This window comes from Nocardia sp. PLKS1-43, from assembly GCF_059510335.1.
Map to the genome: position 1 here is coordinate 33,652 of NZ_JCAJZQ010000021.1, position 24,124 is coordinate 57,775.

A 24,124-nucleotide genomic window follows, 5' to 3' on the forward strand; every position below is an offset into this window, starting at 1 on the left:
TCTGTCGATGGTGTAGCGCTACCGATTAGTTTCCTCCGCCGCCTGGCGTTCCTTCGGGAGTGCAGCTGAAATTGGAATGATGCGTGTGCGCTGAAAGGGGCGCACGGCATTCACGTTTACATTGATAGGTATATCGAAAGACAGCAGGATTAGGTGGCCAGACCTGAGGTCGGAAAGTCTCGTCAAATTCAAGGAGAGTGTCATGACGTTGTTGACCGGACAATCAGGCGGCCGAATGATTCCCATCGGCCCCGTTGTCGATGGATCCGTGGATGTCCCGGCACCATTGAATGTCGTCTCGATCGCCTACGAGCCGGTAACCGAACCTTTTCACGCGTGGGTCGTCGAGGTGGGTGTTCAACTGTTCGATCAGCTACGCAACCTGGTCCACGGGGCATCGGATGACGAGAAAACGCTGATCGCGGTCTTGGTTACGGCCCCGCCAGTCGATCGTCGCGACCCCGACTCTGTCGCGGCCGTGGAATCAGTCCGCGGTGCGGTGCTGTCGATCGCGATCGAGGTCGGTCCGAAGGTTCGACTGAACGTCGTCATCTCCGATCACCCAGAAGCGGCGTGCGCCACGCTGCAATACCTTGCGAGCTCGGACGCCGATTACGTCACCGGATCCACCTTCGACCTGCGGGAGTCTGCATGACCATTCTCGTTACCGGCGCCGGTGGTGGCATCGGCCGCGCGGTCGTCGAACTCGCCATCGAGCGCGGTCATACAGTAATCGCACAGGATCTTTTCCATGCTGTTCTGAGCTCTGTGAAAGGTGTCGCCACTGTAGCCGGTGACCTCACTGACCCGACGCACCTGGCTGAACTAACCGAGCGGGTCGCCGATGTCGAACTCGAGGCGGTCATCGGATCGCATGGAATCGCGGGCGCGGTCGCGTTGGCCGACATCACGGAACAGCGTTCGCGCGCGATCCTCACAGTCAATGGGTCGACAGTCCCGAGGCTATTCCAGGCCGTGCGTTCGGCGCTCTTGCGGTCGCAGGGCGTATTCGTCGCCGTGTCTTCGCAGGCTTCACTGCGCGCTGAGCGGGAACAGGCAGTCTACTGCGCATCCAAGTGGGCCGTTAGAGGATGGGCGGAGGCTATGGCCGCTCGTGGGTCAGCGGAGCCGATCGTGCGTGTATTTTGCCCAGGCCGCACTGAGACACCACTGTTCTGGGAGACCACGAAGACGATTGCGTCTGCACAGGCCCATACACTCGAGGACTACACTCGCGACATTTTCGACCTGATTCCGCTGCGGCGCTTCGCCACGACCCGGGAAACGGCCTCGCTCGCACTCTTCCTGGCGACCCAACCGCGTGGTGGCGCTCCAACTCTCGTAGCCAACAGCGGGGGAGAGGTGCCGTACTGACACGAATACCGGTATTCCAGCCCCACCTGAATCGGCAACAAAGACTAAGGATGCTGCGCAGATCATGAAATATCTCGAACTGCTCGACGGGGGCCTAGGCCAGTCGAACATAGTGCTCGGAATGATGCGGATCAACGAGATCTCCCCGGACCAGCTACGAACGCTGTTCTCCGTCGCACGTGACATGGGCATCAACACCTTCGACCATGCCGACAGCTATGTGAACAGCCCACACGAGTGCGAATCTCTGTTCGGCTCGACCGTGCAGCTCAGCTCATCACAACGCGAGAAGATCGTGCTGCAGTCCAAGGTAGGAATCCGCAAGAACGCCGATGGGGCCAACGGCTACTTCGACTTCTCCAAGGAGCACATCATCGAGTCGGCCACGGCATCGGTCCGGGCTCTGCGAACCGACTATCTCGACGTGCTTCTACTCCACCGTCCCGATGCACTCGTCGAGCCCGACGAGGTGGCTGCGGCGTTCGACCACCTGCATTCAGCCGGCCTGGTCCGCCACTTCGGCGTCTCGAATCATGCCCCACAACAAATCGAACTTCTCCGCGCATCGATCCGCCAACCTCTGAAGTTCAACCAGGTCCAACTCAGCGTGGCACATGCCAGTCTGCTGTCCGCCGGGCTCGCGGTGAACATGGCAGGCCTCGACCAGTCCGCAAGTCGTGACAACGGCCTGATCGACTACGCCCGCCTGCACGGCCTTACGCTGCAAGCATGGTCACCATTCCAGACCGGATTCTTCGGCGGTCCCTTTATTGGCGATCGATCGAACTTCGCAGCACTCAATGACAAGCTGGACACGCTTGCGACACACTACGACGTGACGCCCTCAGCGATCGCCGTCGCCTGGATCACGCGTCATCCGGCCAACATACAAGTCGTGCTCGGCACCACGAACCCGCAAAGGGTGATCGACTCGGCCGCCGGATCCGACATCCCGCTCACCCGGCCACAGTGGTACGACATCTTCGTCGCGTCGGGACACACACTTCCGTAAGCTAAGGAATTTGCTGCGCGGCTGCATCATTCGCGGGAAGTTATGGAGCGCCGCCGCGCGCTCGCACGCCGCCGCGACCAGAATGTCAGCGACGCCGTGCGGGAGTATTGGTCGGCATGGCAAGCGATTTCAACGATCGAACAACGCCGCGACCGCCGCATCCGAGCCGTCGGTAGAAGGGCAGCAGCGCGTACGTCTGCTGCGCATAGAGGTCCGCCGGTGGACCGCTCAAGCTGGGCATGATCTGGCCCCTCGAATGGACCGAGCGCGGGGTACGGGGTGTGAGGTGGAGCGAACGCGCTTGCAGATGGCGCTTACGCAACGGATCCGGCATCGGATATTGCCGCTCCAGCACGGCGGCATCCGGGCCTCCTCGGCCGCTTGCCGGCGAACGGGCGCGATCTCAGGCAGACCGGCCTTCGAGCGCGTCGGCGATCGGCGCTGAGGCGGCAATTGGCGCGCGATAGTGGAGGAGCCGCCAGGCCGCGTCGACGCCGAACGCGCCTCCGATCCAGCCAGTACGTTCGAAGAGCACCACGAACGGCCGCTCGGCGTCCGGCTCACCACACACGACGCGCACTGCATCGACCGGGTCGGCGTGCCCGAAGAACTGCACCTTCGAGCCGAACCGATCCGACCAGAAGTAGGAGACCGGTGCGTACGGGGCACGTTCGTGCGTCCCGAGGAGATCGCGACTCACGGCGACGGCCTGTTCCCGTGCGTTGGTGAGGTGCTCGATCCTCATCTCCCGGCCGAACAGCGGATTGTGCCACCGGGCGACGTCTCCGACGGGGAGCTGCAGCGCAGAACTTGTCGCACACGACGCCGTCCGATATGCGAGCCTCGGCGCCGAGGCATTCGACATTGGGCACGGCCCCGATACCTACAACGACGACGTCGGCACCGAGCACGCTGCCGTCTTCGAGTTCGACCTCGCGGACCCTGCCGCCGTCGATGGCAGCCGTCACCAGGCGCCCACAGCGGAGATCGACTCCGTTGCGCCGCAACAACGATTCGCATAGCGCACCGATTACCGGGCCCACCTTGTCGATGAGCGGGGCGCCAGTCGTTCGACGACGGTCACGTCCATGCCCGCAGCACGTGCGGCCGCCGCGATCTCTGCGCCGATGAATCCCGCGCCGACCACCATGGCGCGTCGACTTGGTCGCAGCTCACCGCGCAACCGCACAGCGTCCTGCATGGTGCGCAGCGCGTGGAGCCGGGCGCTGTCGAGCTGTCTTCGAGACCACGCGACGCAACTCCAGGAAGCCTGGATTGTAGCGGCGCCATAATGTACAGCCTCACCAAGAGACTTCTTCGCGAACAACGCCGCAGGCCGTGACGGCCATTTTGTACCCGTATGCAGCGCGCTTCGTTTGACTGGATCTACTACCTCAATCGGCACATCCCCCTCGCTCGCCGGCTTTTGGGCGAGTACGGACTGAATGCAGCGACCGTCATCGTGGCTTGCACGGCGCGACCCCGGATGCCCCGTGGCTGTGAAGAGGCTGGAATGCACCGGGCTCGACGCGATGACGACGGGCGTGGCGGCCGCCGGCCGGACGCTGGCGGCAGACGTCACCAACTTCACCACGATCACGCCTATCCTGCAGACATCGGGCTGGCAGTATGACGCCACCGCGCGGGCTTAGCGCCGCACCGCCGGGGAGGGTGTGCCGGTCGGTGCGTCCTCGTCGGCATGGCTCCCGACGCGAGCTCCGCGCACGATCTGGATCAGCTCGCCGGGGTCCGCGGGGATCTCACTGCTGCGCCACGCGACCATTCCGTCCGGCCTAACCAGCACGAAGGGGCTTTCGTAAAGTGCAGTAGTGCTCTCGTCGTCGATCTCGGCGACCCGAAGCGGCACTCCGTATGCAGCCGCGCTCGACACCAGTCCGGCGGCGTCGGATGCAGGCCGCCGGAGGCACAGTAGCACGAAGTCGCCTCCGTACATGTCCAAGGTCGACGAGCCGTCTGGCAGCCACACATGCGGCGCACGGTGCCCCGGGCGCGCAGTCGGGACGTAGGTCTCGAACGTGTAGGCCGGCGCATCCGTACCGTCCGGAACGCAGATCGGCGAGTTCTCGTACCGGTAGCCCAGTGCGCCGCCGACCGCGTTGAACTCGCGGCTGAAGGTCTTGACGAGCAGCTCGCCCATCTCGGCGCGGGCCGCTTCGGCTGCTGCACTGTGGCCCGTGAGCGGCCGGGCCTCGAAGTCGGCCATTCGCCCCTTCATCGCCTGCCAGTCGCTGTAGATCTCGGTGGCCAGCGCCGCGGTCTGGGCCGCACTCGCCTTCCGCTCCGTCTCGTAGGTGTCGAGAAGATCTGGATGGCCCCATCCCTGCAGTACCGCTGCTAGTTTCCACGAGATGTCGACCGCGTCGAGTAAGCCCGTATTCATCCCAAACCCACCCGTGGTAGGCATGCTGTGTGCCGCGTCGCCGACGAGGAAGACGCGGCCGGCCCGGAACCGCTCACTCACCCGTAGCCGGTTCGTCCACGGAAACACGTTGCCGACGAACTCGAAGTCGAATTCCCGGCCATCACCTAGCCTGCCGATGGCCTCGGCGAGGTCCTCCTTGCCAGCTCCTTCGCGGTGCACCATCAACGTGACCCGGATGATGTCGCCACCGTCGAACGGGAGCAAGGAGACGGACATGCCGGTGGGCTCGATCAGCGTGAACCGGCCACCGGAACGTACCAGCGGTGCCGCCGCGAGTTCGGGGCAGCGAACCAAGGTCTCCACCGAATGCCCCAGCTCCCGGTGGACTTCCGCGCCAATGCCCAATGCCTTCCGCACGCCACTGCGTGGCCCATCACACCCGAGCAGATACGTCGCCCGGAACCGCTGATGGGCGCCGTCCGGGTCCGTGGCGTGCACGGTCACCCCGTCGGGGTCCTGCTGCTCGAATGACGTGACTTCCCACCGCCAGCGGAAATCGACCAGCGGTTGCCGCGCGGCCATCCGAGCCAGGATCGGGTTCAGCCACGTTTGCGGGCATCGCTGGTAGAAGCTCGGACTGAACTCCTGCGGCGGGGTGTCGTCGACTGCGGGCCACGGGATTCTGGCGATTTCGGGCTCGTAGACACCTGCCCCCCACACGACGTCCATGGCTCGGTCCCGGGGCCAGCCACTGTTACGCAACTCTTCCTCGACTCCGAAACGCCGCATGAGTTCCATCGACCGCACGTTGGTGGCCTGGGCCCTCGGATCGGCAACCGAACCGTCGGTGCGATCGAGCACGAGGACACGAACGCCGCGGCGGGCCAGATCCGTGGCGACGACCGCTCCCGTTGGTCCACCGCCGACGACGATCACATCGAACGACTCGTCTTGCCGCGAACTTGACATGTGCCCCATTGCTCCTTTGTCGAGTGACTCATCCGGGACCCCGGGGTACTTCGACCACGCCGAGAGCCGATGTTGACAGATGACGAACTGAGCGTCACTCTACCTATGGAAAGCGAACACGCAAGTTCGCCTAGCGAACACGGTGCGGTGCGACATACGACCTCGTTTTCGCTCCGCCGGGCAAGGAGGACAAAGATGTCGGTGTCGGAGGATGTGACCACGTTGGAACCGGGTGATACGGATCGGCGTCGCCGGCCGACGAGCCTGCATCACACGGGCTGGGTCGTGCGCGATCAGGAGGCCAATCGGCATTTCTTCGAGGATCTTCTCGGACTGCCCTTGGTCGCCACATTCACTGATGAGTCCACGCTCGAGCCGGGCCTGAAGTTCTCGCACACGTTGTACGAGATGGGCGACGGGAACATGCTGGCGTTCTTCCAGATGGCGGAACCGTACGCCCAGACCTACCTGACCGACCAGCTCAACCGGTTCGATCACATCGCACTACGCGTCGATGCGGCTACGTTCGAAGAAGCGCACCAGCACCTGGTCGCGGATGGTGTGGAGCATTTCACGAAGGACCATGGCTGGTGTCATTCGCTGTACGTTTCTTCTCCGGACGGGCTCAACATCGAACTCACCGTCGATGCGGACTTCATTGATGACGTCATGGCGAAGCGGGCTACGGACGCGCATTCCGAGCTCGAGCGGTGGCTCGCCGGGGACCATACGAGCAACGACGAATGGAAACCCACCAGCGACGACACGGTGCGGCGGTATCCAAGTGGCACCACTGCGGGCGACGCCGACCTGCCGACACATGCGAGTTTCTAGATGCGGCTCGCCACTGTTGCCGATGTCCCGTCGGTTCTGCATGGGGATAATGCCGTCTCGATTCCCGAAGCTAGCGGGGGAAGGTTTTCCGACTTTCTGAGTGTGTTCGATAACTGGGCGGAGTTCGTTCGGTGGGCCCATGAAATTTCGCCCAATGCCGGAAAGCCCTTCGAGAGTACCGATCTCGGCGTGCCACATCCCGCGCCTCGTCAGATCTTCGGCGTGGGCTACAACTATGCCGCGCACGTCGCGGAGACCGGCAAGAAATCCGCCGACCTCCCGGTGATCTTCACCAAGTTTCCGTCGAGCCTGGCCGGCCCTGGGCACGCGGTCGGCTTGATCAGTGCGGAAGTCGACTACGAGGTCGAACTCGTCGTCGTGATCGGACGGAAGGCCGACCGGGTCACACCACGCCAGGGATGGGACTACGTTGCGGCCGTCACCGGCGGGCAAGACCTATCAGCCCGGAATGTGCAACGAGCCGGCAATCTCAGTTTGGCCAAGTCGTTCGCCGGGTTCACCGTGGCTGGTCCCGTGCTGGTAACGCCCGACGAGTTCGCGAACCGAGATGCCATCGGCTTGCGGTGCTGGGTGAACGACGAACTGCGCCAGGACGGCACCACAGCTGAGATGATCCATGACGTCCCGGGACTGATCGAGCTGATCTCGGCCGTGACACCGCTCCTTCCCGGCGACCTCGTCTTCACCGGAACTCCTGCGGGTGTGGGTTCGAGCAGGCAACCGCCTGCCTTTCTGCGCCCCGGTGACGTGGTGCGATCGGAGCTGGACGGCATCGGCGCGTTCTCCATCACGTGCGAGAAATACGACGATCAGGGTGGCCGGGGTGCCAGCTGGGCGTCCGCGCGTCAGCAGTGAAATCACGCAAGGGAGCGTGCCGGTATGGATCGGAAATCATCACAGCCGACAACGGCCAGGTCTGGTCAGCCCGAGGAAAGGGGCCCAGCCGAGCCTGGGCCGGAAATGCTTCTCCTCCGGGTATATACGGGCTCCGACGGCAACTCGTATTTCCGCGAATCGCATGTCCCCACGAGTTTGATCAGATCGGCGACGGCTGGCTCGCTCGCCTGGCGTACCCAGGCGTTCCCAGTCTCATCGATGGCGTGGCGACTGGTTCAGACTGAGGCTTCGGACACCGAGCCGCACAATGCGCCATGTCGGCAGATCATCGTTCATCTGGCTGGATCTGCTGAGATCCAGGTCAGTAGCGGTGAACGACGTCAAGTCAAGCCCGGCGAGTTCGTCCTGGCCGAGGACCTGACAGGAAGAGGCCACATCACGCGGAGGGTGGGCGAGGAGACCCGCATCACGTTGGTGCTCGAGGTTCCGGCGGGAACATTGTTGGAAGGATAGCCAGAAAAATGAAGACACGAGCAGCAGTGCTGCGCCAGTCACCGGGACGCTGGAATGTCGAGGAAGTGATACTCGACGAGCCCGGATACGGTGAGGTACTCGTCGAGATGGCTGCAACCGGGTTGTGCCATAGCGATGATCACCTCGTGCAAGGTGATGCGGTAGCCGGGCACCTGCCGATTGTCGGGGGTCACGAAGGTGCCGGCGTCGTGCTCCAGGTCGGGCCAGGTGTGCAGGATCTAGCGATCGGCGATCATGTGATCACGGCCTTCATTCCCGGCTGCGGGAAATGTCGTTGGTGCGCAAGCGGAATGCAGAACCTCTGCGACAACGGTGCGTTGATCCTGGAGGGGAACCAGCTCGACGGCACGTTCCGGATGCATTCTGCGGACGGCGCGGATATCGGGACCTTGAGCTTGCTCGGTACGTTTGCCCAGCACCAGGTATTCGACCAGTTGTCTTGCGTCAAGATCGACAAGGATATTCCGCTGGGCATTGCGTGCCTGGTGACCTGTGGCGTGCAGACCGGGTTCGGATCGGCCACGACAGCGGGCAACGTCCAGCGAGGCGACGTGGTCGCGGTCGTCGGGGTCGGTGGCGTCGGCATGAACGCGGTTCAGGGCGCCCAACTCAGCGGTGCCAGCCATATTATCGCGGTGGACCCCGTGGAGCAGAAACGTAAGTGGGCAGCCGATTTTGGGGCGACGGAGTCGGCAGAGTCGATCACCGAGGCGATGCCGCGCATTCTGGAGCTGACCAATGGACAGGGCGCCGACGTGGTGATCCTATGCGCCGGAATCGTCCGCAACGAACTGCTCGGCAAAGGTTTCCAGGCGGTCCGAAAGGGGGGCACTCTAGTGGTGACCGGCGTCAGTTCACAGTTCGATGACAGCCCTCTTCCGGGGATCAATGGGTTCAGCCTCGCCATGTTCCAGAAGCGAATTCAGGGTGCCCTTTACGGCATGAAGTCGCCGCGCGAGGCGATGCCGATGCTCTTGAATCTTTATCGTGCGGGCAAGCTCAAGCTCGACGAGCTGGTCACCAGCGTCTACACGCTGGACGAGATCAATGTCGCCTACGACGACATGCGCGCCGGCCGGATCATTCGTGGGGTCATCGACTTCACAGCACACGAGAACAGTGTCGTTCCGAAATGAGGAGAGGAAAATGACTGCGACTGTCACCCCAGGAAGGTCGGGCACGGGCGCCTATCTCACCGTGAATCCTGCGACCAATGAGGTCGTGCGGGAATTCCCGACCCTCTCCGACGCGCAAGCCAAGGAAATGCTGAGCCGAGCGCACGCAGCCTACCTGGGCTGGCGAGCGACGCCTGTCCCGGATCGAGTGCGGATGTACCGCAAAATGGTGGAGCTTATCGAGGCCAACACTGACGAGCTGGCCCGCCTGACGACCTTGGAGATGGGCAAACCGCTGGCTCATTCGGTTGGCGAAATGTCCATGGCCGCGGACATGTTCCGCTTCTATGCCCGGCACGGCGAGGAGTTGCTGGGCGACGAGGAGCTGCAAGTCTCCGGTTTCACCAAGGTGATCACGCGCCGCGAACCAGTCGGCGTCGTGCTGGCCATCGAGCCGTGGAACTCACCGATCTACCAGGCCGCACGGGTTTCCGCACCGAATCTCGTCCTCGGCAACACGGTGCTGCTCAAGCCAGCGGAGATCTCGGCCGGATCGTCGCTGCTCTTCGAGCAGTTGTTCGGCCAGGCGGGTTTCCCCGCCGACGTGTACCAGACGGCGCTCATATCGGTCAGGCAGGTGTCGGCGTACATCGCCGATGAACGGGTCCGTGCGGTGACGTTCACCGGTTCGGACGAGACCGGCTCGCGGGTGGGGGAACAAGCCACCAGGCACATCAAGCCCGTCGTGCTGGAGCTGGGCGGCTCAGACGCGTTCATCGTGCTGGACTCGGCCGATGTGGCCAAGGCCGCCGCGACTGCGGCAGCGTGTCGGCTGGTCGCAGGTGGCCAGATCTGCGCCTCCCCGAAACGGCTGATCGTGACCGACAAGGTCGCCGACGCCTTCGTCGAGCAGTTCATCACGGGGTTCGACGGGCAGGTCATCGGAGACCCTTTCGACTCAGCCGTCACGATGGGACCGCTGGCCACTGTCGAGGCAGCCGATCGGTTGCAGGAGCAGTATCAGGACGCGATCGACAAGGGTGCGACGGTGCTGGTGCCGGGTGGGCGGCTCGATCGACCAGGCGCGTTCTTCAAGCCCGCCGTCGTCACCGATATCACACCGGACATGCGCATTTACCGAGAGGAGGCGTTCGGTCCACTGGCGATGATCTATCGGGTTCCTGATGCGAACGCAGCGGTCGAACTCGCGAATAGCTCGCCGTACGGTCTCAGTGGCACCGTCTTCGCGCAGGACACCGATGAGGCGCGCTGGGTAGCGGGGCAACTCGATACGGGAAGCGTCGGTATCAATGCTTACGTGGCCGGTCCGGTCGAGGTGCCGTTTGGCGGCACCAAGCGTTCTGGTGTGGGACGCGAGCTGGGCCGGATCGGCCTGGACAATTTCGCCAATATCAAGACCTACGGCACCGCTTAGGCCTGCGGACTCGTGTGGTTCGGTGGGGCGGCGTATCTGAGATGTCAGCTGGCGACGGCTTTGAGGAGTGGTGATGTTGGACACGCGCACCGGGACGGGCGTTAAGTGAGTGATCGTGAAGAATTGGCTCTCGCGAAGCGTTTCCTTCGTGCCAGCGGTCTTCTGGATGCGTCCGAGGAAGGCCTGTGGGAGCCGTTGACCGGCGGCGTTTCGTCTGACCTGTGGCTGGTTCGGTTGCCCGATCGGGAGTTGTGCGTCAAGGGCGCACTCGAGAAACTGCGGGTCGCGGACGAGTGGCATGCGCCGAAGGAGCGGAATGCCGCAGAGTATGCCTGGCTCTCCTTTGTCGGCGGAGTGTTTCCAGGCGTTGTGCCCAGCTTGCTCGCTAATGACCCAGGCCTTGGTTTCTTTGCGATGGAGTACCTACCGGCCGATCGCTTCCCCTCATGGAAGAGTGAGCTGATGGCTGGAAGGGTCGACGTCGGCGTAGCGGCCTCGGTCGGCAGAATTCTCGGGAGCCTGCACCAGCTCTCATCCGCCAAACCGGAACTTGCCGAGGATTTCGCGAACGACGCGAATTTCGCGGCGCTGCGCCTGGATCCTTATCTACGGGTCACGGCGGGCCGGAATCCGGCTGTGTCCGACCGGCTCGAGGAGCTCGCCCAGCGCACGGCCGGTACCCGTCTCGCCTTGGTGCACGGCGATGTCAGTCCAAAGAACATTCTCGTCGGCCCGACTGGGCCTGTTTTCCTCGACGCCGAGTGCGCGTGGTGGGGTGATCCGGCCTTCGACGTCGCCTTCTGCCTGGTGCACCTTGTGCTCAAGGCTCGCGTCCGGCCCGAGCGTGTGGGTGAGCTGCGCGCGGCGGCGATGGCTTTCCGCACCGAGTACCAGCAACAGGTGACCTGGGAGCAACCTGAAACCCTCGAATCCAGGGCGGCGACACTCTTGCCCGCCCTGATCCTGGCCAGGATCGACGGCGCTTCGCCGGTCGATTACCTGTCCGATCCGGACAGGACCGCTGTAGGCGCGATCGCTCGGCGCATGCTCGATGCGTCGAGCACGTCCCTGCGGGCGGTGCTCGACGAATGGTACGACAACAGCTGATCCGCACTGCGGGACAAAAGAGGCCCTGGCGGGTACGTGCCGCCCAGGGCCTCTTTGGTTTCACCAACCGGCTTAAGGCTGAGAATCCCGGAGAGCACCCAACGTGGACTCCCATCGCGCCAATTCATCGAGCATCAACTTAGCTGCGGCCGAGTGCGTCATTGCCACAAAACGCACCTTCGGCGTCGAACATGGAGTCGACGAATGGCACGCTGACGGCCTCTGGAGCTGGAATCGCCTTCAATGCCAGGAACACCGGCCGCAGTTTGCCGGGGCCGGTTCGGTCACGATTTCGTGGTGACAAGGCGGGCGATGCTTTCGAGAACCTCGCAGACCTCATCAGCCGCCGAGATGATAGCCTCGTGATTGCTGGCAATTTCGAGGTAGCGCCAATCAGGATGACTGCGGGCGTGCTCGATGCTCTTTAGGAGGTCGCCGTATCCGGGCTGCGTGAACCGGACGTAGGTGCCCGCGAGTCCGTTGCCAGGAGGGTGATGGAGGACGAGCGGCGATGCTTCGACGCTGAGCGGTTGCGACGTCATCCTACGTTCGACCCACGCGATGTCTGCCGCTTCAGTCAACCCAAAGTGGATGGCGGGAGGCGGCGGGACGCTGATGCCCCCGTCGTATTCCTCGGCCGCCGCGATGCGAGCCTTACGATCAGCTGCTGGTATCGCATCGAGCTTGCTGCGGCCATCGAAAACGATGGCGCCGTCAAGCGAAACAAGATGCGCGAGGCGTTCTGGGATACGATCGGCGACTCCCATGACGGTCCGCATACCGAAGCTGTGCCCGACCAAGACGACGTCGTGCAGCTCCTCGCTCTCGACGAGGTTCACGATGTCGGCGACGAACGTGTCCATTGTGATGGACCTCGACAACAGATGGCGGCGGTCACCGAGCCCGGTCTGCGATGGGGTGTAGACCCGCGCGCCTGCACGGGTCAAGCGTCGCCGGACTCGTTCCCAGCACCACCCGCCGTGAAACGCGCCGTGAACCAGCACGAATACGGCGTCGTCCAGCTCGGTCAATCGTGTATCCCCTCGACCTGGTGGCGTGTCCGTAATGGCGATCCGGCGAATGGCAGGCTGATGTCCTCGGCGATCCGCAGCAGTTGGTTGTACTTCGCGAGCCGGTCCGAGCAGCGCAGCGAGCCCACCTTGATCTGCCCGGCGGCGGTACCGACTGCGAGGTCGGCGAGGAAGTCGTCCTCGGTCTCACCCGATCGCGCCGAGATGACCGGGACGTAACCGGCGGCCCGGGCCTGGGCGACGACATCGAGGGTGCCGGTGAGCGTGCCGTTCTGATTGACCTTCACCAGCACCCCGTTGGCCGCGCCCGTGACGATCCCGCGCTCGAGCCGTTCGGCGTTGGTGGTGAACAGATCGTCGCCAATCAGCCGGATCCGGTCGCCGAGGCGGTCGGTCAAGATCGTCCAGCCGTCCCAGTCTTCTTCGTCAAGACCGTCCTCGACGGAGACGACGGGGAAATCACGAACCCAGCCCTCGATCATGTCGATCATTTCGGCACTGGTCCGGACCACGCCTTCGCGGGGGAAGGAGTACGTCCCGTCGGGATCTACTAGAGAGTGGGCGGCCACGTCGATCGCGATCAGGGCCTCGTCGCCGGGTGTCACCCCTGCCTTCTCGAAGATCTCGATCATCAGCGCCAGTGCGGCGCGGCCGCTTTCGCAAGCAGGGGAGAGTCCGCCCTCGTCGGCGAGCAGTGTGGGGAGCCCGCGGGCGGCCACGACATCGGATGCGGTCGCACGGACGCGGGCGACCGTGCGCAGCGCCTCTGTGCTATCGGTTGCGCTGGCGGGCACGAAGAGGAAGTCCTGAACGTCCATGCCGCGGCCGGCGTGTAGTCCGCCGGAGAGGATGTTGACCATCGGCATGGGGAGCACGGGGGTGTCGATCCCGGCCAGCTCGGCGATGCGCCGGTAGAGGGGTTTCCTGCTGGCCCGGGCGCCGGCTCGGCACACCGCCAGTGAGGTACCGAGCACCGCGTTGGCGCCGAGGCTGCGGAGATTCGCCGTGCCGTCGAGGTCGCGCAGGATCGTGTCGATGGTGGCCTGGTCGGTGACATCTCGACCGTGCAGTGCCGGTGAGATCTCCTCGCTGACAGCGCGCACCGCGTCGCGTACGCCGAGCCCGGCGTATTCGGCCGGGTCGCCGTCACGCCGCTCGTGTGCCTCGTGCGTACCAGTGGACGCACCCGACGGGACCGAGGCACGGCCCAGCGTGCCGTCGTCCAGGGTGACGTCGACCTCGACGGTCGGGCGACCACGCGAGTCCAGGATCTGGCGTGCGTTGACCTTTTCGATGACTCTCTGCCTCGCGTTCACGCGCCGACCCCGGTTTCGGCCGGGACGTTGTGCGGGTGGCGTGGCGTCTCGCCGCGGAGCACCCGCACGACCTCTTCCGCGGCACTGCGCCGCAGTTCGAGCAGGGACAGATCGGATGAGAACGCGATGTGTGGCGTGATCACGGCACCCTCCTGAGCGAGTAGGTCTGTGGGAACTTCGGGTTCGGTGTCGAGCACGTCGAGACCAGCCCCGGCGAGTCGGCCCCTGGCCAGTGCCTCTGTGACGGCGTTGGTGTCCACCAGGCCGCCGCGGCTGACGTTCACGAGCAGAGCGCCGGGTCGCATCCGAGCCAACTGTTCCCGCCCGATCAGCCCCTGAGTCTCGGCCACAAGCGGGGTGTGGAGGATCACGATGTCGCTGGTGGCGAGCAGGGTATCGAGATCGAGAAACTCGACGGAGCGATCGGTCGGCGGGTGTGGGTCGGAGGCCACGACGGTGCAGCCGAACGCCTGGAGCTTGCGGGCTGTCTCTCGGCCGATCCGGCCGTAGCCCACGATCCCGCAGGTCAGTGCACCCAGGCGACGGAGGCGTGCGGCAGAAGGCTCCCACCGCCCGGCGCGGACCGCACGGTCGGCGGAGACGATGCCGCGGGACCACGCGAGTGCCATCGCAATCGCGTGGTCCGATACCTCGGCAACGCAATAGTCCGGCACATTGGTGATTAGGACACCGTGGTCGGTGGCGGCTTGGACGTCGATGTTGTCGAGACCTACGCCCATGCGCGCGACAACCTTCAGCGACGGCGATGCGTGGATGGTTTCGCGGGTGACGGGTGCCCAACAGGTCAGGATCGCCGACGGGCGGTGCTCGCGAACGAGTTCCTGGATCGCGTTCCCGGGAGCGGGCTCGGCGGGTCCGGTGACGAACCGGAATCCCGCGCCGGTGATGATCTCGCGTTCGACCTGGTCGTCGGGCCATGCCCGGTCGGTGAGCAGGACGGTGGACTGGTGTGCTGGCATGCTGTCCTTTCAGTGCGCGGGTGGTGCGGTACTGCCCCGGAGCACGATTACTCCGGGTGAGGTTGCGGAGTAGGCCGCGTCGTCCGGGGACGACGCGGTGTGGATCCGATCGAGGAGCCAGAGGGCGCAAGTCGTCGCCAGTTGTTGAACGGGAAGCGAGATCGTGGTGAGCCCTGGTCCCCACCAGGACCAGCCTGGCTCGTCGCCGAACCCGACGACCGACAGTTCTCCGGGGACGTCCGTACCACGAGCGCGCAGCTCCTCAAGCACGCCGCGGGTGGCCTGCACGGATCCGGTGACCAAAGCGGTGGGCGGACCGGGCAGGTCGAGCAGCCGGTTCACGGCCTCGCGTCCGTGCTCCACCGATGACGGCGCGCCGAGCACGACGAGAGCCGGATCCACCGTCATACCGGCACTTCCCATCGCTTCAGTGAAGCCACGCTGGCGGGCAGCGCCGGTCGGCAGGTCCGGGGCGCCACCGACGAAAGCGATCCGCCTGTGGCCCAACTCGATGAGGTGTTGGGTCGCTTGGCGCAAGGACCGGTCGTCGTCCATGCCGAACCAGGTCGGAGCCAAGGAGCTGACGCTGCGGAGTAGCTGAACATGCGGAAGCCTGCGCAGCAGGCGGACGGTCTCGGTCGCCGGATGTGCGGTCGGCACCACGATCGCACCCGCTACCTGAGCGGCCGCGAAACCGCGGACCTGCCGGAGCTCGGCGGTCCGGTCGTCGGCCGTCTCGCCGAGCATCAACTGAAAATCGTTGCGAGCCAACGTTTCGGACAGCGCGTGCGCGATTGTCGCGTAGAAGCCGTTGCTGATGTCCGGCACCACGACGCCCACGATGTCACTGGAGGCCCCGCGCATCATGCGCGCCGCGCGATTCGCGACGTAGCCCATTGACTCGGCGGCCCGGGCGACGCGCGCTCTGGTCTCGGCGCTGATTCTCGGATCGTTGGACAAGGCTCGACCGACCGTCGACACAGACAAGCCCAGGCTGGCCGCCACGTCTTTCGCAGTGGTCACGGTCCTCCCTTCGTGATGCTAACGATAGCATAACCATGACTGGACCCCTCCAGTTGATCATTGACATGCACGCCGGCGGTGGTGACACTTGTCCGAACTTCATCGTTCGTTCAGCGAACGAGACCTCGATAGGAAGGGGCCCCTCTTCGCGAGGGTCCAGGATGGAATTCACCGTGGGCAAGACTGTCGCTCTCCGCGAGTCGAGGTGTGGGGCAAATGAACGCTGAAACGGACCGTCCGCCGCCCACGCCCACCGAAATGACGTCTGATATTTCCCAAGCTTCAGGCCGCACCTGGAGAATCTTGCTCGGGACATCCGCCGGAAACGGGGTCGAATGGTTCGACTGGACGATATACGCGATCTTTGCTGTATTCTTTTCCGCCCAGTTCTTCAATCCGGCCAATCCGACGTCGGCGCTGCTGGCCACATTGGCGGTTTTCGCTGTCGGCTTCGTCATGCGGCCGATCGGTGGTCTGTTCTTCGGGTGGCTCGCAGACCGCCGAGGGCGGAAGTTCGCCCTTGTCGTATCGATTGCCACGACCTCCGTGGGAACCTTGTTGGTGGCCGTTTCTCCCACCTACGAGCAAGTCGGGGTCTTCGCGTCGCTGTTGCTCCTGCTGGCCAGGCTGATTGCTGGATTCGGGCTGGGTGGGGAGTTTGGTGCCGCCTCCGTATATCTCGCGGAAGTGGCTCCACCTCAGCGCAGGGCGCTGTGGGCGAGTTCGATCCAAGCCGCGGTGGTCATCGGCACCAGCAGCGCGACGTTGCTGGGCGCGCTGCTCTCGAGCTTGCTGAGTCGTCAGGAACTTGTTTCCTGGGGTTGGCGGATTCCGTTTCTGATCGGTGCGGTCGTTTCGAGCGTCATGATCTTTATTCGCCGAGATCTTCCGGAATCGACCAATGTCAAAGTTGCAAGGGGAACACTTCTGCGTGGTATTTGGAAGAACCGGTTGGCGTGCTTGAAGTTGCTCGGACTCAGCTTGGGCGCCAGTGTTACGTTCTACACGTTCGGGCCGGCAGCGCCGGCTTACGCGATCTCCGCACACCATGCTGATCCGTCGATGACGTTCTGGATCGCGATCGGGGCTAATGTCCTTTACTTGGCGACACTCCCGTTATGGTCGCTTGCCGCCGATCGATTCGGCCGGAAAATCAACGGCTGGATCTACACCGTGGGCATGTCCCTGCTCTTTGTGCCGCTCACCGGCCTGCTCAACGCCAACCCGTTGAGCCTGTTCGTGGGTATCGCGGGTGGGCTTGTCATCCTCGGCTCCCTGAGTTCGATGAACCCGGCGTGGTATGCGGAACTGTTCTCCTCCAGCGTGCGGGGCACGGCCTTCAGTTTCAGTTACGCGTTCGGCGTCGCCCTCACCGGTGGTACCACTCCCTACCTTCGGACCTGGCTTAACAGCAACGGTCTACATCACGTATTCCCGGTTTATACGATCGCACTCACCCTGTTGATCGGCTTCACGATGCTGTTCGTGAAGGAGACGAAAGGCAAGGACATAGCATCATGAGCGGCCCCATACTGTGCCTGACCGTCGACAATTTGGGGTCTGCCCGATACGTTGGCAAAGGACTCGCCGTACGCCCTGATCCCGACGAACCCGGCCTCAAATACGGGCTTGGTTGCGCGCTCGATCTGTTCGAAGAGTTCGATGTTCAGGCGTCGTTCTTCGTGGAGGGCTGGAACGCGATCCATCATCCGTACGCCCTGCGTCACATCGTCGACCGCGGTCATGAGGTCGGGCTGCACGGGTGGGTGCACGAGCGATGGGCAGAGCTGACTCCCGATCAGCGCGAAGTGTTGCTGCACGATGGCACTGCCGCGCTCCGGCTGGCCGGAATATCGCCGGAAGGGTTCCGCGCGCCTGGCGGTTTCCGCGGCAGCCGAACTGAGGATGTGCTGCGCGAGCTGGGCTACCGCTACGACAGCTCGATCGACAGCGAACGATTCGAATCGGAGCCGTTGGAGGTGGTGCGGCTGCGGAGAGGCCTTCCGTCGATTCCCTGGCGATGGGGTATGAACGATTTCTGTCAGTATGTGGGCCACACCCGGTTTCCGTCGGGCCCTTTCTCCCCGTCACAGGTGTTGGCCTATTGGCGCGCGCAGTTCCTGGACGCGATCGAAAACCGTGGACTGGTGGTGTGGACGTTGCACCCGTTTGTGACGTTCGTCGACGAGGAGCGCGTCGAGGTGGTCCGGACTCTGCTGCGGCTGGCGCTTGACGATTCCCGGATGAGAGTGGTGAACTGCCGCCAGCTTCTCGGGATTCAGGGCTGAGTGATGATCGGGCGTCCGAACACGCCCGATCACACTGAACTAGGCTGGCCGGGGCCCATGCGTAGGTACGAGCCCGTGTGAGGGGAGCGATGGAAGGATCACGGACCGTCGACCAGGTGGTGACGGTCATCCTGGCCGTGGAGGACAAGCCGCTGACCGCATCGGAGATCGCCGCTGCGACGGGGATCAATCGCACGGTTGTGCACCGGATGTTGACAACGCTGCTCGAGCGAGGAATTCTCCGGCGCGACCAAGAGGACAAGTACAGCGGCGGATACGTCCTCGCGCGATTCGCCCGCTCCCTCGGCCGGTCCATGGTTACCGTGGCGCGCCCGCACATGGAGAAACTCGCCGAAATGACGGGTGAAACGGTGGCTCTTTCGGGTTTCGACGGTGTCGAAGTCGTAGCACTCGACCAGGTATTGCCTCGTAATCAGGCGTTACGCATCGAGTACGAGATTGGATGGCGGTCCCCGCTCGACCAGGGGGCGCTGGGTCGCGCGCTGCTTGCTCATCTCGACAAGACCACCATCGACTCGGTTGTCGAGAGGGCGGCGGATCCCGACAAGCTCCGCCGTCAGCTGCGCGAGGTTAGGAAGACGGGCTGGGCGTACGGCCGCGACGAGTTGCGCCGAGGGGTGCATGGCGTCGCCGCGCCGATCGTCGCGGGTGAGCGCGGTATCGGAGTGCTGAGCGTCGTCATGCCGACCGGGCGGGACGAGAACATGGCCAAACTGGCTGTGCCCGTGGTCAAAGCCGCGCGAGCGATCGCTGCGGAGTTCGCCGATCCGCCGGCGAGTTTGCCCAGCTTGCAAAGTGTCTGACATGCTGCGTCAAGCTGGAGTATTTCGTCGCCGTCGTCGAGCACGGGACTATCGCGGCGGCAGCCGCCAGCCTTCTGTATCGGAGTCGATGATCTTCATCGCGCTCACCGAGCTCAAGAGCCTCATCGGTGCAATGCTTTCCATCGCGTCAGGGCACGCGGTGCCGCCTTGACCCCCTCCGGCGAGGCGCTGCTGCCGGAAGGCCGCGCGATCGTGTAGGCAGGCTCGCGAGTTCGAGCGGCATGCTACGGATGTTGGCGACGGGGTCTCCGGTTCGGTGCGGATCGGCATCGGCCCGGCCCTTATCCCGACGTTTCTCCCGCATCTGATGACGGGCTTCTCGGCCCGCCATCCCGCCGTCGGCCTGTCGTTCATCGAGGGCATGGACGAGACGGTGCAGGACATGCTCGCTGCCAGCCGGTGTAACGTCATCGTGCTCTACGACTTCGGCCTGCCGGACGGTTTCGAGGTCGCCGAGCTGTTTACCCCTCGACCCCGGGCGTTGGTTGCTGAGCGGCTGGTTCCGCCCGACGTCTCCTCGATCGACCTCACCACCTTGTCGGACCTGTCGTTCATCAGTATCGACATCACCGGCGGCGCTCGGTTCTAGCGTGGCGTGCTGCGAGATGTAGGTATCGATCCGGATGTCGGTTACCGGACGGCCAGCATCGAGGGAGTCCGGGCACTGGTCGCGCAGGGCCTGGGCTGGTCGATGCTGCTGCAGCGGTCCCAGTCCCGCATGAGCTACGAGGGCCTGGCGTTCCGCGAACTCGTCATCGAAAACAAGGTGCCCACGGCCACCCTGGTGGCCGGGCCATACGATGCGCCTGATCCCGGCTGCTCCGGTACTCGACCGAGGTAGGACCGAGTGATGTGCTACAACTCGCATAAGTAGTTCTCGTAGACTGTCGAATATTAGGCCGCAATGCCCGACGCCTGCGCTCGCAAGGATGCTGCGCAGATCGTCATCACTCTCGACGATTACTGAGGGTAGCCACATCAGGTTCTCGCCCGATGCTTTCGATGGCCACCGCCTAGTCAACGTGGTATTCTACAGACGACTAGCGATCCGTTAAAGCGATGTAGATAGATAGGTTACTCAGTAGGGTGTTGACCGGCGTGGGTGGCGCTTGCTTTGCTCGTCGCCAGCGGCGCGGTCGAACTGACACCCTCGGACACCCTGAGCATGGGACAGTCACTTCCCGCGCTGGGACGTGACCCGAATACCAGGCGAGTCCTCTTTCTTCGGCGACCACCACCAGCAGGGCGGGCACTCGGACCACGGTCTCCATCCCGCATCCTCCTGCGCACGATTCCCGGAACTCCCGCGTAGATCAACGAAAGGACCACCCAAGAACATGGGACGAGTCAGTGGAAAAGTTACCCTCATCAGTGGCGCAGCACGGGGTATGGGCGCCGCGCATGCCAGGCTCCTCACCAAGGAGGGGGCGAAAGTCGTCGTGGCTGACGTTCGGGACGAGGAGGGGGCCGCGCTGGCCGCCGAGATCGGCCCCGACGCCACCTACGTCCACCTCGACGTCACCCGATACGAGCATTGGGAGGCCGCGGTGGCGGCCACGTTGAACCACTACGGCCGCCTGGACGTCCTCGTCAACAACGCGGGCATCGCGGGCTTCGGGAGCATCGACGCCTACCCGATCGACGACTGGGAGAGGATTATCTCGATCAACCTCACCGGCACTTTCCATGGCATGCGGGCGGCCGTTCCCGCCCTCAAGGAAAGCGGTCGTGGATCGATCATCAACGTCTCGTCCATCGCCGGACTACAAGGCTTCGAAGCCGCGCCGGCCTACATCGCGTCCAAGTTCGGTGTGCGGGGGTTGACCAAGGCCGCTGCGCTCGACCTCGGTCGTTTCGGCATTCGCGTCAACTCTGTTCATCCTGGACTCGTACTGACGCCGATGGCGGGGGGAATCGAGGCACCACAGAGCCATGTGGCATTGCACCGGGCCGCCGAACCGACTGAGCTGAGCCCCCTGGTACTCTTCCTCGCCAGCGACGAATCGAGCTTCTCCACCGGCGCGGAGTTCGTCGCGGACGGTGGTGAGACGGCGGGCCTGGTGCACTACGATCGCGACGGCGTATCGGGGAATCGCGAGGAGGGCTGATGTGTGACGATCGGACTGGACACGGCTCATTCGGTATCGGTCGTCGCCGATTGCTGACTCGAAGACCTCGCGCTGGGTTTGCTCGGTGAAGTGTTGACCTGCCACGTGCCACCGATATCGAACGGGCTTGACGGTCGACGGACATGCGGCGCTGATGAGCTATCCGACTTCGGAGGCAACGTCCGGTCTGAGGTTCCGGCTGCCCACCGTGCGACATCGATCCCAGCGGGCGTTTCCTAGAGCGGAACGTGCACTGGAGGAGCGCCGCGGCGGCAGGTTGTCTGGGTGTTATGACCTCCACCATCCGACCTGCCACCGAGTCCGGGGCGTGCGGCGGAGCCTGTGAACCGCCACGTTGTGTCGCGACCGCCGCGCCGCGCGGTGCCCTCCGCCGTCCAGCCACGATGACCAGCAATCTGGACGTGTCCGGGCTTGTCGATATCGAGGGGGCTGCTGGACCGGCGATCTTCACCGACGATGCCATCTACCAGCATGAGATGCGCCGGATCTTTGCTCCGAGCTGGCTGTTCCTCGCCCACACCGACCAGTTCCACAAGCCAGGGGACTTCTTCACCACGTACATGGGTGAGGACCCGGTCATCGTCACCATGAACAAGAACCGCAGCATCCGCGTGTTCCTCAACTCGTGCAGGCACCGCGGTGCGCGGGTGTGCCGCGCCGACTTCGGCGCTACCAGGAACTTCACCCGCACTTACCACGGGTGGGCCCACGACCTCGGGGGCAAGCTGATCAGCGTCCCCAACGAGGAGGGCTACCCGGAGTCGTTCGATGTCAACGACTGGGGCCTGGTCGAGGTCCCGCACGTGCAGATCTACAACGGGCTGATCTTCGGCACCTGGAATCCGGAGCCGGTCTCGCTGCGTGAGGCGCTCGGCGATATGGCCTGGTACATGGACGCCATGCTCGATCATGATGAGCAGGGCACTGTCGTGGTGGGCGGGGTACACAAGTGGGTGCTCAAGGGAAACTGGAAGCTATCGGCTGAGCAGTTCGCCACCGACTGGTACCACGTAAACATGAGTCACGCCTCGGCGCTGACGGTGCTCGCGCCCCAGGGCAAGGCCAAGGACGAGATCGTGCACCGCACCGGGCGTCAGTACGTCGACCCGAACGGTCACGGCGCCGGCTTCCCCGTCCATCAGAAGAACCGCTTCGACGCGCCCACCGTGCATGAGTGGGTCGACTACGACGCGCTGCGCGAGCGCCTCGGTGACGCCCGCGTCGAGGGCCCGCTCACCAACGGCCACGCCACCGTGTTCCCGAACTTCTCCTACCTGCCGGTCAACGGCTCCATTCGCATCTGGCACCCCAAGGGGCCAGACCGTATGGAGGTGTGGGCGTCGACCATTGTCGACAAGTCGATGCCAGAGGAGGTGCGCGAGGCCCAGCGGCTCTACAACCTGCGGACATTCGGTCCCAGTGGCATCTTCGAGCAGGACGACGGGGAGAACTGGAGCGAGGTCCAGGCAATCTCGCGCGGTTTCATCACCAACGGTGTGGCGCTGAACTATCAAATGGGAATGGGCTCCGAACACGAGGACGGCCGATACCCCGGCAAAACCAGCGAGCTCTACAGCGACGCCGCAGGGCGCGCGTTCTACGCCCGCTGGCGTGAGCTGATGAACACCCCCGCCTGGCACGAGGAGAAGTCATGACCACCGGAATTCGCGTCGCGGCACTCGATGACATCCCCGAAGGCGAAGGGATCGCCATCGACAAGGCAACGATCGGTACCGACGACAACATCGCCTTGCTGCGCGACGACGACGGCACGGTGTGGGCACTCGGTGACACCTGCACTCACGCCGAGGCCTCGCTGGCCGAGGGCTGGGTGGAGGACGGCCACGTCGAATGCCGTTGCACTTGAGCAAGTTCTGCCTGAAGACCGGCGCGGTCGACGGGCTGCCCGCCCCAAAGGATGCCCGCCCTCAACGGGTCGAGGTTCGCGACGGCGAGGTCTACCTGTTCCCGAACGAGGTTCCGTGATGACCAGTGGTGTGGAGCGCATCGTCCTCGTCGGTGGAGGAGTCGCGGGGGTCAGTACCGTCGCGGCCCTGCGCGCCGGCGGCTACACCGGAGAACTAACGCTCATCGACGCTGGGGAGTTCCCCTACGACCGCCCGCCGTTGTCCAAGGAATACGTTGCCGGTGCCAAGGATCTGAAGCAGATCGCGCTGCAGCAGCCGGAGTGGCACGACGACAACGGCATCCTGTTGCGCAACCACACCCTCGCCACGGCGCTGCGGCCCACCGAGGGCGGAGTCGAACTGAGCGACGGCCGCGTCCTGCCCGCTGATCGCGTGGTATTGGCCACCGGTGGGTGTGGAGGCGTTGGACCGAAGACGGACACGGCCACGCGTGACCGAACCTGTCAGATCGCCCGGTGCTGCCCCGCAACATGGGTTGGCCGTTCTCGGCGTGGAGTCTGTCGAAACTGGTAGAAGTGTTCCGCGGCAACGAGATCGCCGACAGCCGCGAAACGCTGCGTCGGATCCTCAAAGCCGTGGCAATCCACGAAAACGTGGAAGGTCAGCAACGATCCGGAATTCTTCGCGAAGAGTTCTTGGCGTTCGTGCAATCGTTGCAGGCACGCTGGCCAGTGGACGCCTGTATCTGGTTGTGGGCAACTACTCAGTTCACAAACGAGGGGAAGTGTGTGAATGGTGCGTCGGCCACGATGTGGAGCTAGTATTTCTGCCAGCGTATTCGTCCTGATTGAACTGCATCGAGGGCGAGTTTGCCGCGCTTTTGTACTTTACGCTCAACGGCTTCGACCACCGCACCCGCGCCGAGCAGGATATCGAGATCGGCGACTACATCCGCTGGCGCAACCAGAACGCCCAACCGATCCGCGACTTCGTCGTCGGCTCGAAGATCCGGCGGCAGGATTA

25 protein-coding genes and 3 pseudogenes are annotated in these 24,124 nt (G+C 64.0%); 20 read left to right on the forward strand and 8 right to left on the reverse strand.

The features are described from left to right. The first annotated feature begins 202 nt into the window (after window positions 1-202). From AC5WS7_RS39040 to AC5WS7_RS39050, 3 genes are all read left to right on the forward strand, one after another. A complete protein-coding gene (locus tag AC5WS7_RS39040) occupies window positions 203-655 on the forward strand; it encodes a hypothetical protein (RefSeq protein ID WP_495959687.1) in 453 nt (150 codons plus the stop codon). After that, the gene (locus AC5WS7_RS39045; protein WP_495959688.1) at window positions 652-1,374 is read left to right on the forward strand and encodes an SDR family NAD(P)-dependent oxidoreductase; all 723 of its coding nucleotides are present in this window, start codon (window positions 652-654) and stop codon (window positions 1,372-1,374) included. The genes AC5WS7_RS39040 and AC5WS7_RS39045 overlap by 4 nt, the downstream gene beginning before the upstream one ends. 64 nt (window positions 1,375-1,438) lie before the next feature. Further along, the gene (locus AC5WS7_RS39050) at window positions 1,439-2,386 is read left to right on the forward strand and encodes an aldo/keto reductase (RefSeq protein WP_495959689.1); all 948 of its coding nucleotides are present in this window, start codon (window positions 1,439-1,441) and stop codon (window positions 2,384-2,386) included. Window positions 2,387-2,789: 403 nt separating this feature from the next. On the opposite strand, the gene AC5WS7_RS39055 is transcribed toward AC5WS7_RS39050, so the two are convergent. The 3 genes and pseudogenes from AC5WS7_RS39055 to AC5WS7_RS39065 all read right to left on the reverse strand — a co-directional run bounded on the left by AC5WS7_RS39055 (window position 2,790) and on the right by AC5WS7_RS39065 (window position 3,905). Further along, window positions 2,790-3,131, reverse strand: coding sequence for an oxidoreductase C-terminal domain-containing protein (locus AC5WS7_RS39055; protein WP_495959690.1), 342 nt, complete (start codon window positions 3,129-3,131; stop codon window positions 2,790-2,792). A gap of 67 nt (window positions 3,132-3,198) precedes the next feature. Further along, a pseudogene (locus tag AC5WS7_RS39060) lies at window positions 3,199-3,429 on the reverse strand (FAD-dependent oxidoreductase); the annotation flags it as partial. Then, window positions 3,417-3,905, reverse strand: a complete 489-nt coding sequence (locus tag AC5WS7_RS39065; protein ID WP_495959713.1) for an FAD-dependent oxidoreductase — start codon at window positions 3,903-3,905, stop codon at window positions 3,417-3,419. The gene AC5WS7_RS39065 and the pseudogene AC5WS7_RS39060, both read right to left, overlap by 13 nt. Here AC5WS7_RS39065 and AC5WS7_RS39070 point away from each other — a divergent pair. Beyond that, on the forward strand, window positions 3,880-4,038 hold the full coding sequence (locus AC5WS7_RS39070; RefSeq protein ID WP_495959715.1) for a hypothetical protein: 159 nt from the start codon (window positions 3,880-3,882) through the stop codon (window positions 4,036-4,038). The genes AC5WS7_RS39065 and AC5WS7_RS39070 overlap by 26 nt on opposite strands. Here AC5WS7_RS39070 and AC5WS7_RS39075 read toward each other — a convergent pair. Continuing rightward, window positions 4,035-5,747: an FAD-dependent oxidoreductase gene (locus tag AC5WS7_RS39075; protein WP_495959691.1), complete on the reverse strand. Its 1,713-nt coding sequence runs from the start codon at window positions 5,745-5,747 to the stop codon at window positions 4,035-4,037. The genes AC5WS7_RS39070 and AC5WS7_RS39075 overlap by 4 nt on opposite strands. 60 nt (window positions 5,748-5,807) lie before the next feature. On the opposite strand from AC5WS7_RS39075, the gene AC5WS7_RS39080 reads away from it, so the two are divergent. From AC5WS7_RS39080 to AC5WS7_RS39100, 5 genes are all read left to right on the forward strand, one after another. After that, entirely contained in the window at window positions 5,808-6,572 is a 765-nt protein-coding gene (locus tag AC5WS7_RS39080; protein ID WP_495959692.1) for a VOC family protein, read from the forward strand. Then, window positions 6,573-7,448, forward strand: coding sequence for a fumarylacetoacetate hydrolase family protein (locus AC5WS7_RS39085; RefSeq protein ID WP_495959693.1), 876 nt, complete (start codon window positions 6,573-6,575; stop codon window positions 7,446-7,448). Window positions 7,449-7,951: 503 nt separating this feature from the next. After that, window positions 7,952-9,100 carry an NDMA-dependent alcohol dehydrogenase gene (locus AC5WS7_RS39090; RefSeq protein ID WP_495959694.1) on the forward strand — a complete coding sequence of 383 codons (1,149 nt, stop codon included), beginning with the start codon at window positions 7,952-7,954 and terminating at the stop codon, window positions 9,098-9,100. A 10-nt stretch (window positions 9,101-9,110) separates the two neighbouring features. After that, window positions 9,111-10,514 (forward strand): aldehyde dehydrogenase family protein, encoded by a 1,404-nt coding sequence (locus AC5WS7_RS39095; protein ID WP_495959695.1) that lies wholly within the window; start codon window positions 9,111-9,113, stop codon window positions 10,512-10,514. 105 nt (window positions 10,515-10,619) lie between these two features. Continuing rightward, complete coding sequence (locus tag AC5WS7_RS39100; protein WP_495959696.1) at window positions 10,620-11,621, forward strand: phosphotransferase family protein; 1,002 nt, start codon at window positions 10,620-10,622, stop codon at window positions 11,619-11,621. Window positions 11,622-11,905: 284 nt separating this feature from the next. Here AC5WS7_RS39100 and AC5WS7_RS39105 read toward each other — a convergent pair whose 3' ends face one another. Genes AC5WS7_RS39105 through AC5WS7_RS39120 form a run of 4 tightly spaced genes read right to left on the reverse strand, consistent with a single transcriptional unit; the run spans window position 11,906 to window position 15,971 of the window. Continuing rightward, window positions 11,906-12,652, reverse strand: a complete 747-nt coding sequence (locus AC5WS7_RS39105) for an alpha/beta fold hydrolase (protein ID WP_495959697.1) — start codon at window positions 12,650-12,652, stop codon at window positions 11,906-11,908. Further along, on the reverse strand, window positions 12,649-13,968 hold the full coding sequence (eno, locus tag AC5WS7_RS39110; protein WP_495959698.1) for a phosphopyruvate hydratase: 1,320 nt from the start codon (window positions 13,966-13,968) through the stop codon (window positions 12,649-12,651). The genes AC5WS7_RS39105 and eno overlap by 4 nt, the downstream gene beginning before the upstream one ends. Next, window positions 13,965-14,948 carry a C-terminal binding protein gene (locus tag AC5WS7_RS39115; protein WP_495959699.1) on the reverse strand — a complete coding sequence of 328 codons (984 nt, stop codon included), beginning with the start codon at window positions 14,946-14,948 and terminating at the stop codon, window positions 13,965-13,967. Before AC5WS7_RS39115 ends, eno begins: the two co-directional genes overlap by 4 nt. 9 nt (window positions 14,949-14,957) lie before the next feature. Continuing rightward, entirely contained in the window at window positions 14,958-15,971 is a 1,014-nt protein-coding gene (locus AC5WS7_RS39120; RefSeq protein ID WP_495959700.1) for a LacI family DNA-binding transcriptional regulator, read from the reverse strand. A gap of 216 nt (window positions 15,972-16,187) precedes the next feature. Here AC5WS7_RS39120 and AC5WS7_RS39125 point away from each other — a divergent pair, with 216 nt between their 5' ends. The 11 genes and pseudogenes from AC5WS7_RS39125 to AC5WS7_RS39175 all read left to right on the forward strand — a co-directional run bounded on the left by AC5WS7_RS39125 (window position 16,188) and on the right by AC5WS7_RS39175 (window position 23,922). Next, the gene (locus AC5WS7_RS39125) at window positions 16,188-17,492 is read left to right on the forward strand and encodes an MFS transporter (protein WP_495959701.1); all 1,305 of its coding nucleotides are present in this window, start codon (window positions 16,188-16,190) and stop codon (window positions 17,490-17,492) included. Beyond that, window positions 17,489-18,259 (forward strand): polysaccharide deacetylase family protein, encoded by a 771-nt coding sequence (locus tag AC5WS7_RS39130; RefSeq protein WP_495959702.1) that lies wholly within the window; start codon window positions 17,489-17,491, stop codon window positions 18,257-18,259. Before AC5WS7_RS39125 ends, AC5WS7_RS39130 begins: the two co-directional genes overlap by 4 nt. Window positions 18,260-18,375: 116 nt before the next feature. Then, window positions 18,376-19,083 carry an IclR family transcriptional regulator gene (locus AC5WS7_RS39135; RefSeq protein WP_495959703.1) on the forward strand — a complete coding sequence of 236 codons (708 nt, stop codon included), beginning with the start codon at window positions 18,376-18,378 and terminating at the stop codon, window positions 19,081-19,083. A 1-nt stretch (window position 19,084) separates the two neighbouring features. Next, window positions 19,085-19,255, forward strand: coding sequence for a hypothetical protein (locus AC5WS7_RS39140; RefSeq protein WP_495959704.1), 171 nt, complete (start codon window positions 19,085-19,087; stop codon window positions 19,253-19,255). A gap of 99 nt (window positions 19,256-19,354) precedes the next feature. Then, window positions 19,355-19,693 (forward strand): annotated as a pseudogene (locus tag AC5WS7_RS39145) (LysR substrate-binding domain-containing protein); the annotation flags it as partial. A 6-nt stretch (window positions 19,694-19,699) separates the two neighbouring features. Beyond that, on the forward strand, window positions 19,700-19,945 hold the full coding sequence (locus AC5WS7_RS39150; RefSeq protein ID WP_495959705.1) for a hypothetical protein: 246 nt from the start codon (window positions 19,700-19,702) through the stop codon (window positions 19,943-19,945). Between the two features lie 496 nt (window positions 19,946-20,441). After that, on the forward strand, window positions 20,442-21,212 hold the full coding sequence (locus AC5WS7_RS39155; protein ID WP_495959706.1) for an SDR family oxidoreductase: 771 nt from the start codon (window positions 20,442-20,444) through the stop codon (window positions 21,210-21,212). 506 nt (window positions 21,213-21,718) lie between these two features. Beyond that, window positions 21,719-22,888 carry an aromatic ring-hydroxylating dioxygenase subunit alpha gene (locus AC5WS7_RS39160; protein WP_495959714.1) on the forward strand — a complete coding sequence of 390 codons (1,170 nt, stop codon included), beginning with the start codon at window positions 21,719-21,721 and terminating at the stop codon, window positions 22,886-22,888. Beyond that, window positions 22,885-23,219: pseudogene (locus AC5WS7_RS39165) on the forward strand (Rieske 2Fe-2S domain-containing protein). Before AC5WS7_RS39160 ends, AC5WS7_RS39165 begins: the two are co-directional and overlap by 4 nt. Further along, window positions 23,219-23,674 (forward strand): FAD-dependent oxidoreductase, encoded by a 456-nt coding sequence (locus AC5WS7_RS39170; RefSeq protein ID WP_495959707.1) that lies wholly within the window; start codon window positions 23,219-23,221, stop codon window positions 23,672-23,674. The pseudogene AC5WS7_RS39165 and the gene AC5WS7_RS39170 overlap by 1 nt, the downstream one beginning before the upstream one ends. Window positions 23,675-23,676: 2 nt before the next feature. Beyond that, window positions 23,677-23,922: a hypothetical protein gene (locus tag AC5WS7_RS39175; RefSeq protein ID WP_495959708.1), complete on the forward strand. Its 246-nt coding sequence runs from the start codon at window positions 23,677-23,679 to the stop codon at window positions 23,920-23,922. The last annotated feature ends 202 nt before the right edge of the window (window positions 23,923-24,124 follow it).

What these genes read in the sequence shown, in the direction of transcription:
- AC5WS7_RS39040 (WP_495959687.1), top strand. Translation starts at nt 203, where the DNA reads ATGACGTTGTTGACCGGACAATCAGGCGGCCGAATGATTCCCATCGGC.
- AC5WS7_RS39045 (WP_495959688.1), top strand. Translation starts at nt 652, where the DNA reads ATGACCATTCTCGTTACCGGCGCCGGTGGTGGCATCGGCCGCGCGGTC.
- AC5WS7_RS39050 (WP_495959689.1), top strand. Translation starts at nt 1,439, where the DNA reads ATGAAATATCTCGAACTGCTCGACGGGGGCCTAGGCCAGTCGAACATA.
- AC5WS7_RS39055 (WP_495959690.1), bottom strand. Translation starts at nt 3,131, where the DNA reads ATGAGGATCGAGCACCTCACCAACGCACGGGAACAGGCCGTCGCCGTG.
- AC5WS7_RS39075 (WP_495959691.1), bottom strand. Translation starts at nt 5,747, where the DNA reads ATGGGGCACATGTCAAGTTCGCGGCAAGACGAGTCGTTCGATGTGATC.
- AC5WS7_RS39080 (WP_495959692.1), top strand. Translation starts at nt 5,808, where the DNA reads ATGTTGACAGATGACGAACTGAGCGTCACTCTACCTATGGAAAGCGAA.
- AC5WS7_RS39085 (WP_495959693.1), top strand. Translation starts at nt 6,573, where the DNA reads ATGCGGCTCGCCACTGTTGCCGATGTCCCGTCGGTTCTGCATGGGGAT.
- AC5WS7_RS39090 (WP_495959694.1), top strand. Translation starts at nt 7,952, where the DNA reads ATGAAGACACGAGCAGCAGTGCTGCGCCAGTCACCGGGACGCTGGAAT.
- AC5WS7_RS39095 (WP_495959695.1), top strand. Translation starts at nt 9,111, where the DNA reads ATGACTGCGACTGTCACCCCAGGAAGGTCGGGCACGGGCGCCTATCTC.
- AC5WS7_RS39115 (WP_495959699.1), bottom strand. Translation starts at nt 14,948, where the DNA reads ATGCCAGCACACCAGTCCACCGTCCTGCTCACCGACCGGGCATGGCCC.
- AC5WS7_RS39125 (WP_495959701.1), top strand. Translation starts at nt 16,188, where the DNA reads ATGAACGCTGAAACGGACCGTCCGCCGCCCACGCCCACCGAAATGACG.
- AC5WS7_RS39130 (WP_495959702.1), top strand. Translation starts at nt 17,489, where the DNA reads ATGAGCGGCCCCATACTGTGCCTGACCGTCGACAATTTGGGGTCTGCC.
- AC5WS7_RS39140 (WP_495959704.1), top strand. Translation starts at nt 19,085, where the DNA reads ATGCTGCGTCAAGCTGGAGTATTTCGTCGCCGTCGTCGAGCACGGGAC.
- AC5WS7_RS39155 (WP_495959706.1), top strand. Translation starts at nt 20,442, where the DNA reads ATGGGACGAGTCAGTGGAAAAGTTACCCTCATCAGTGGCGCAGCACGG.
- AC5WS7_RS39170 (WP_495959707.1), top strand. Translation starts at nt 23,219, where the DNA reads ATGACCAGTGGTGTGGAGCGCATCGTCCTCGTCGGTGGAGGAGTCGCG.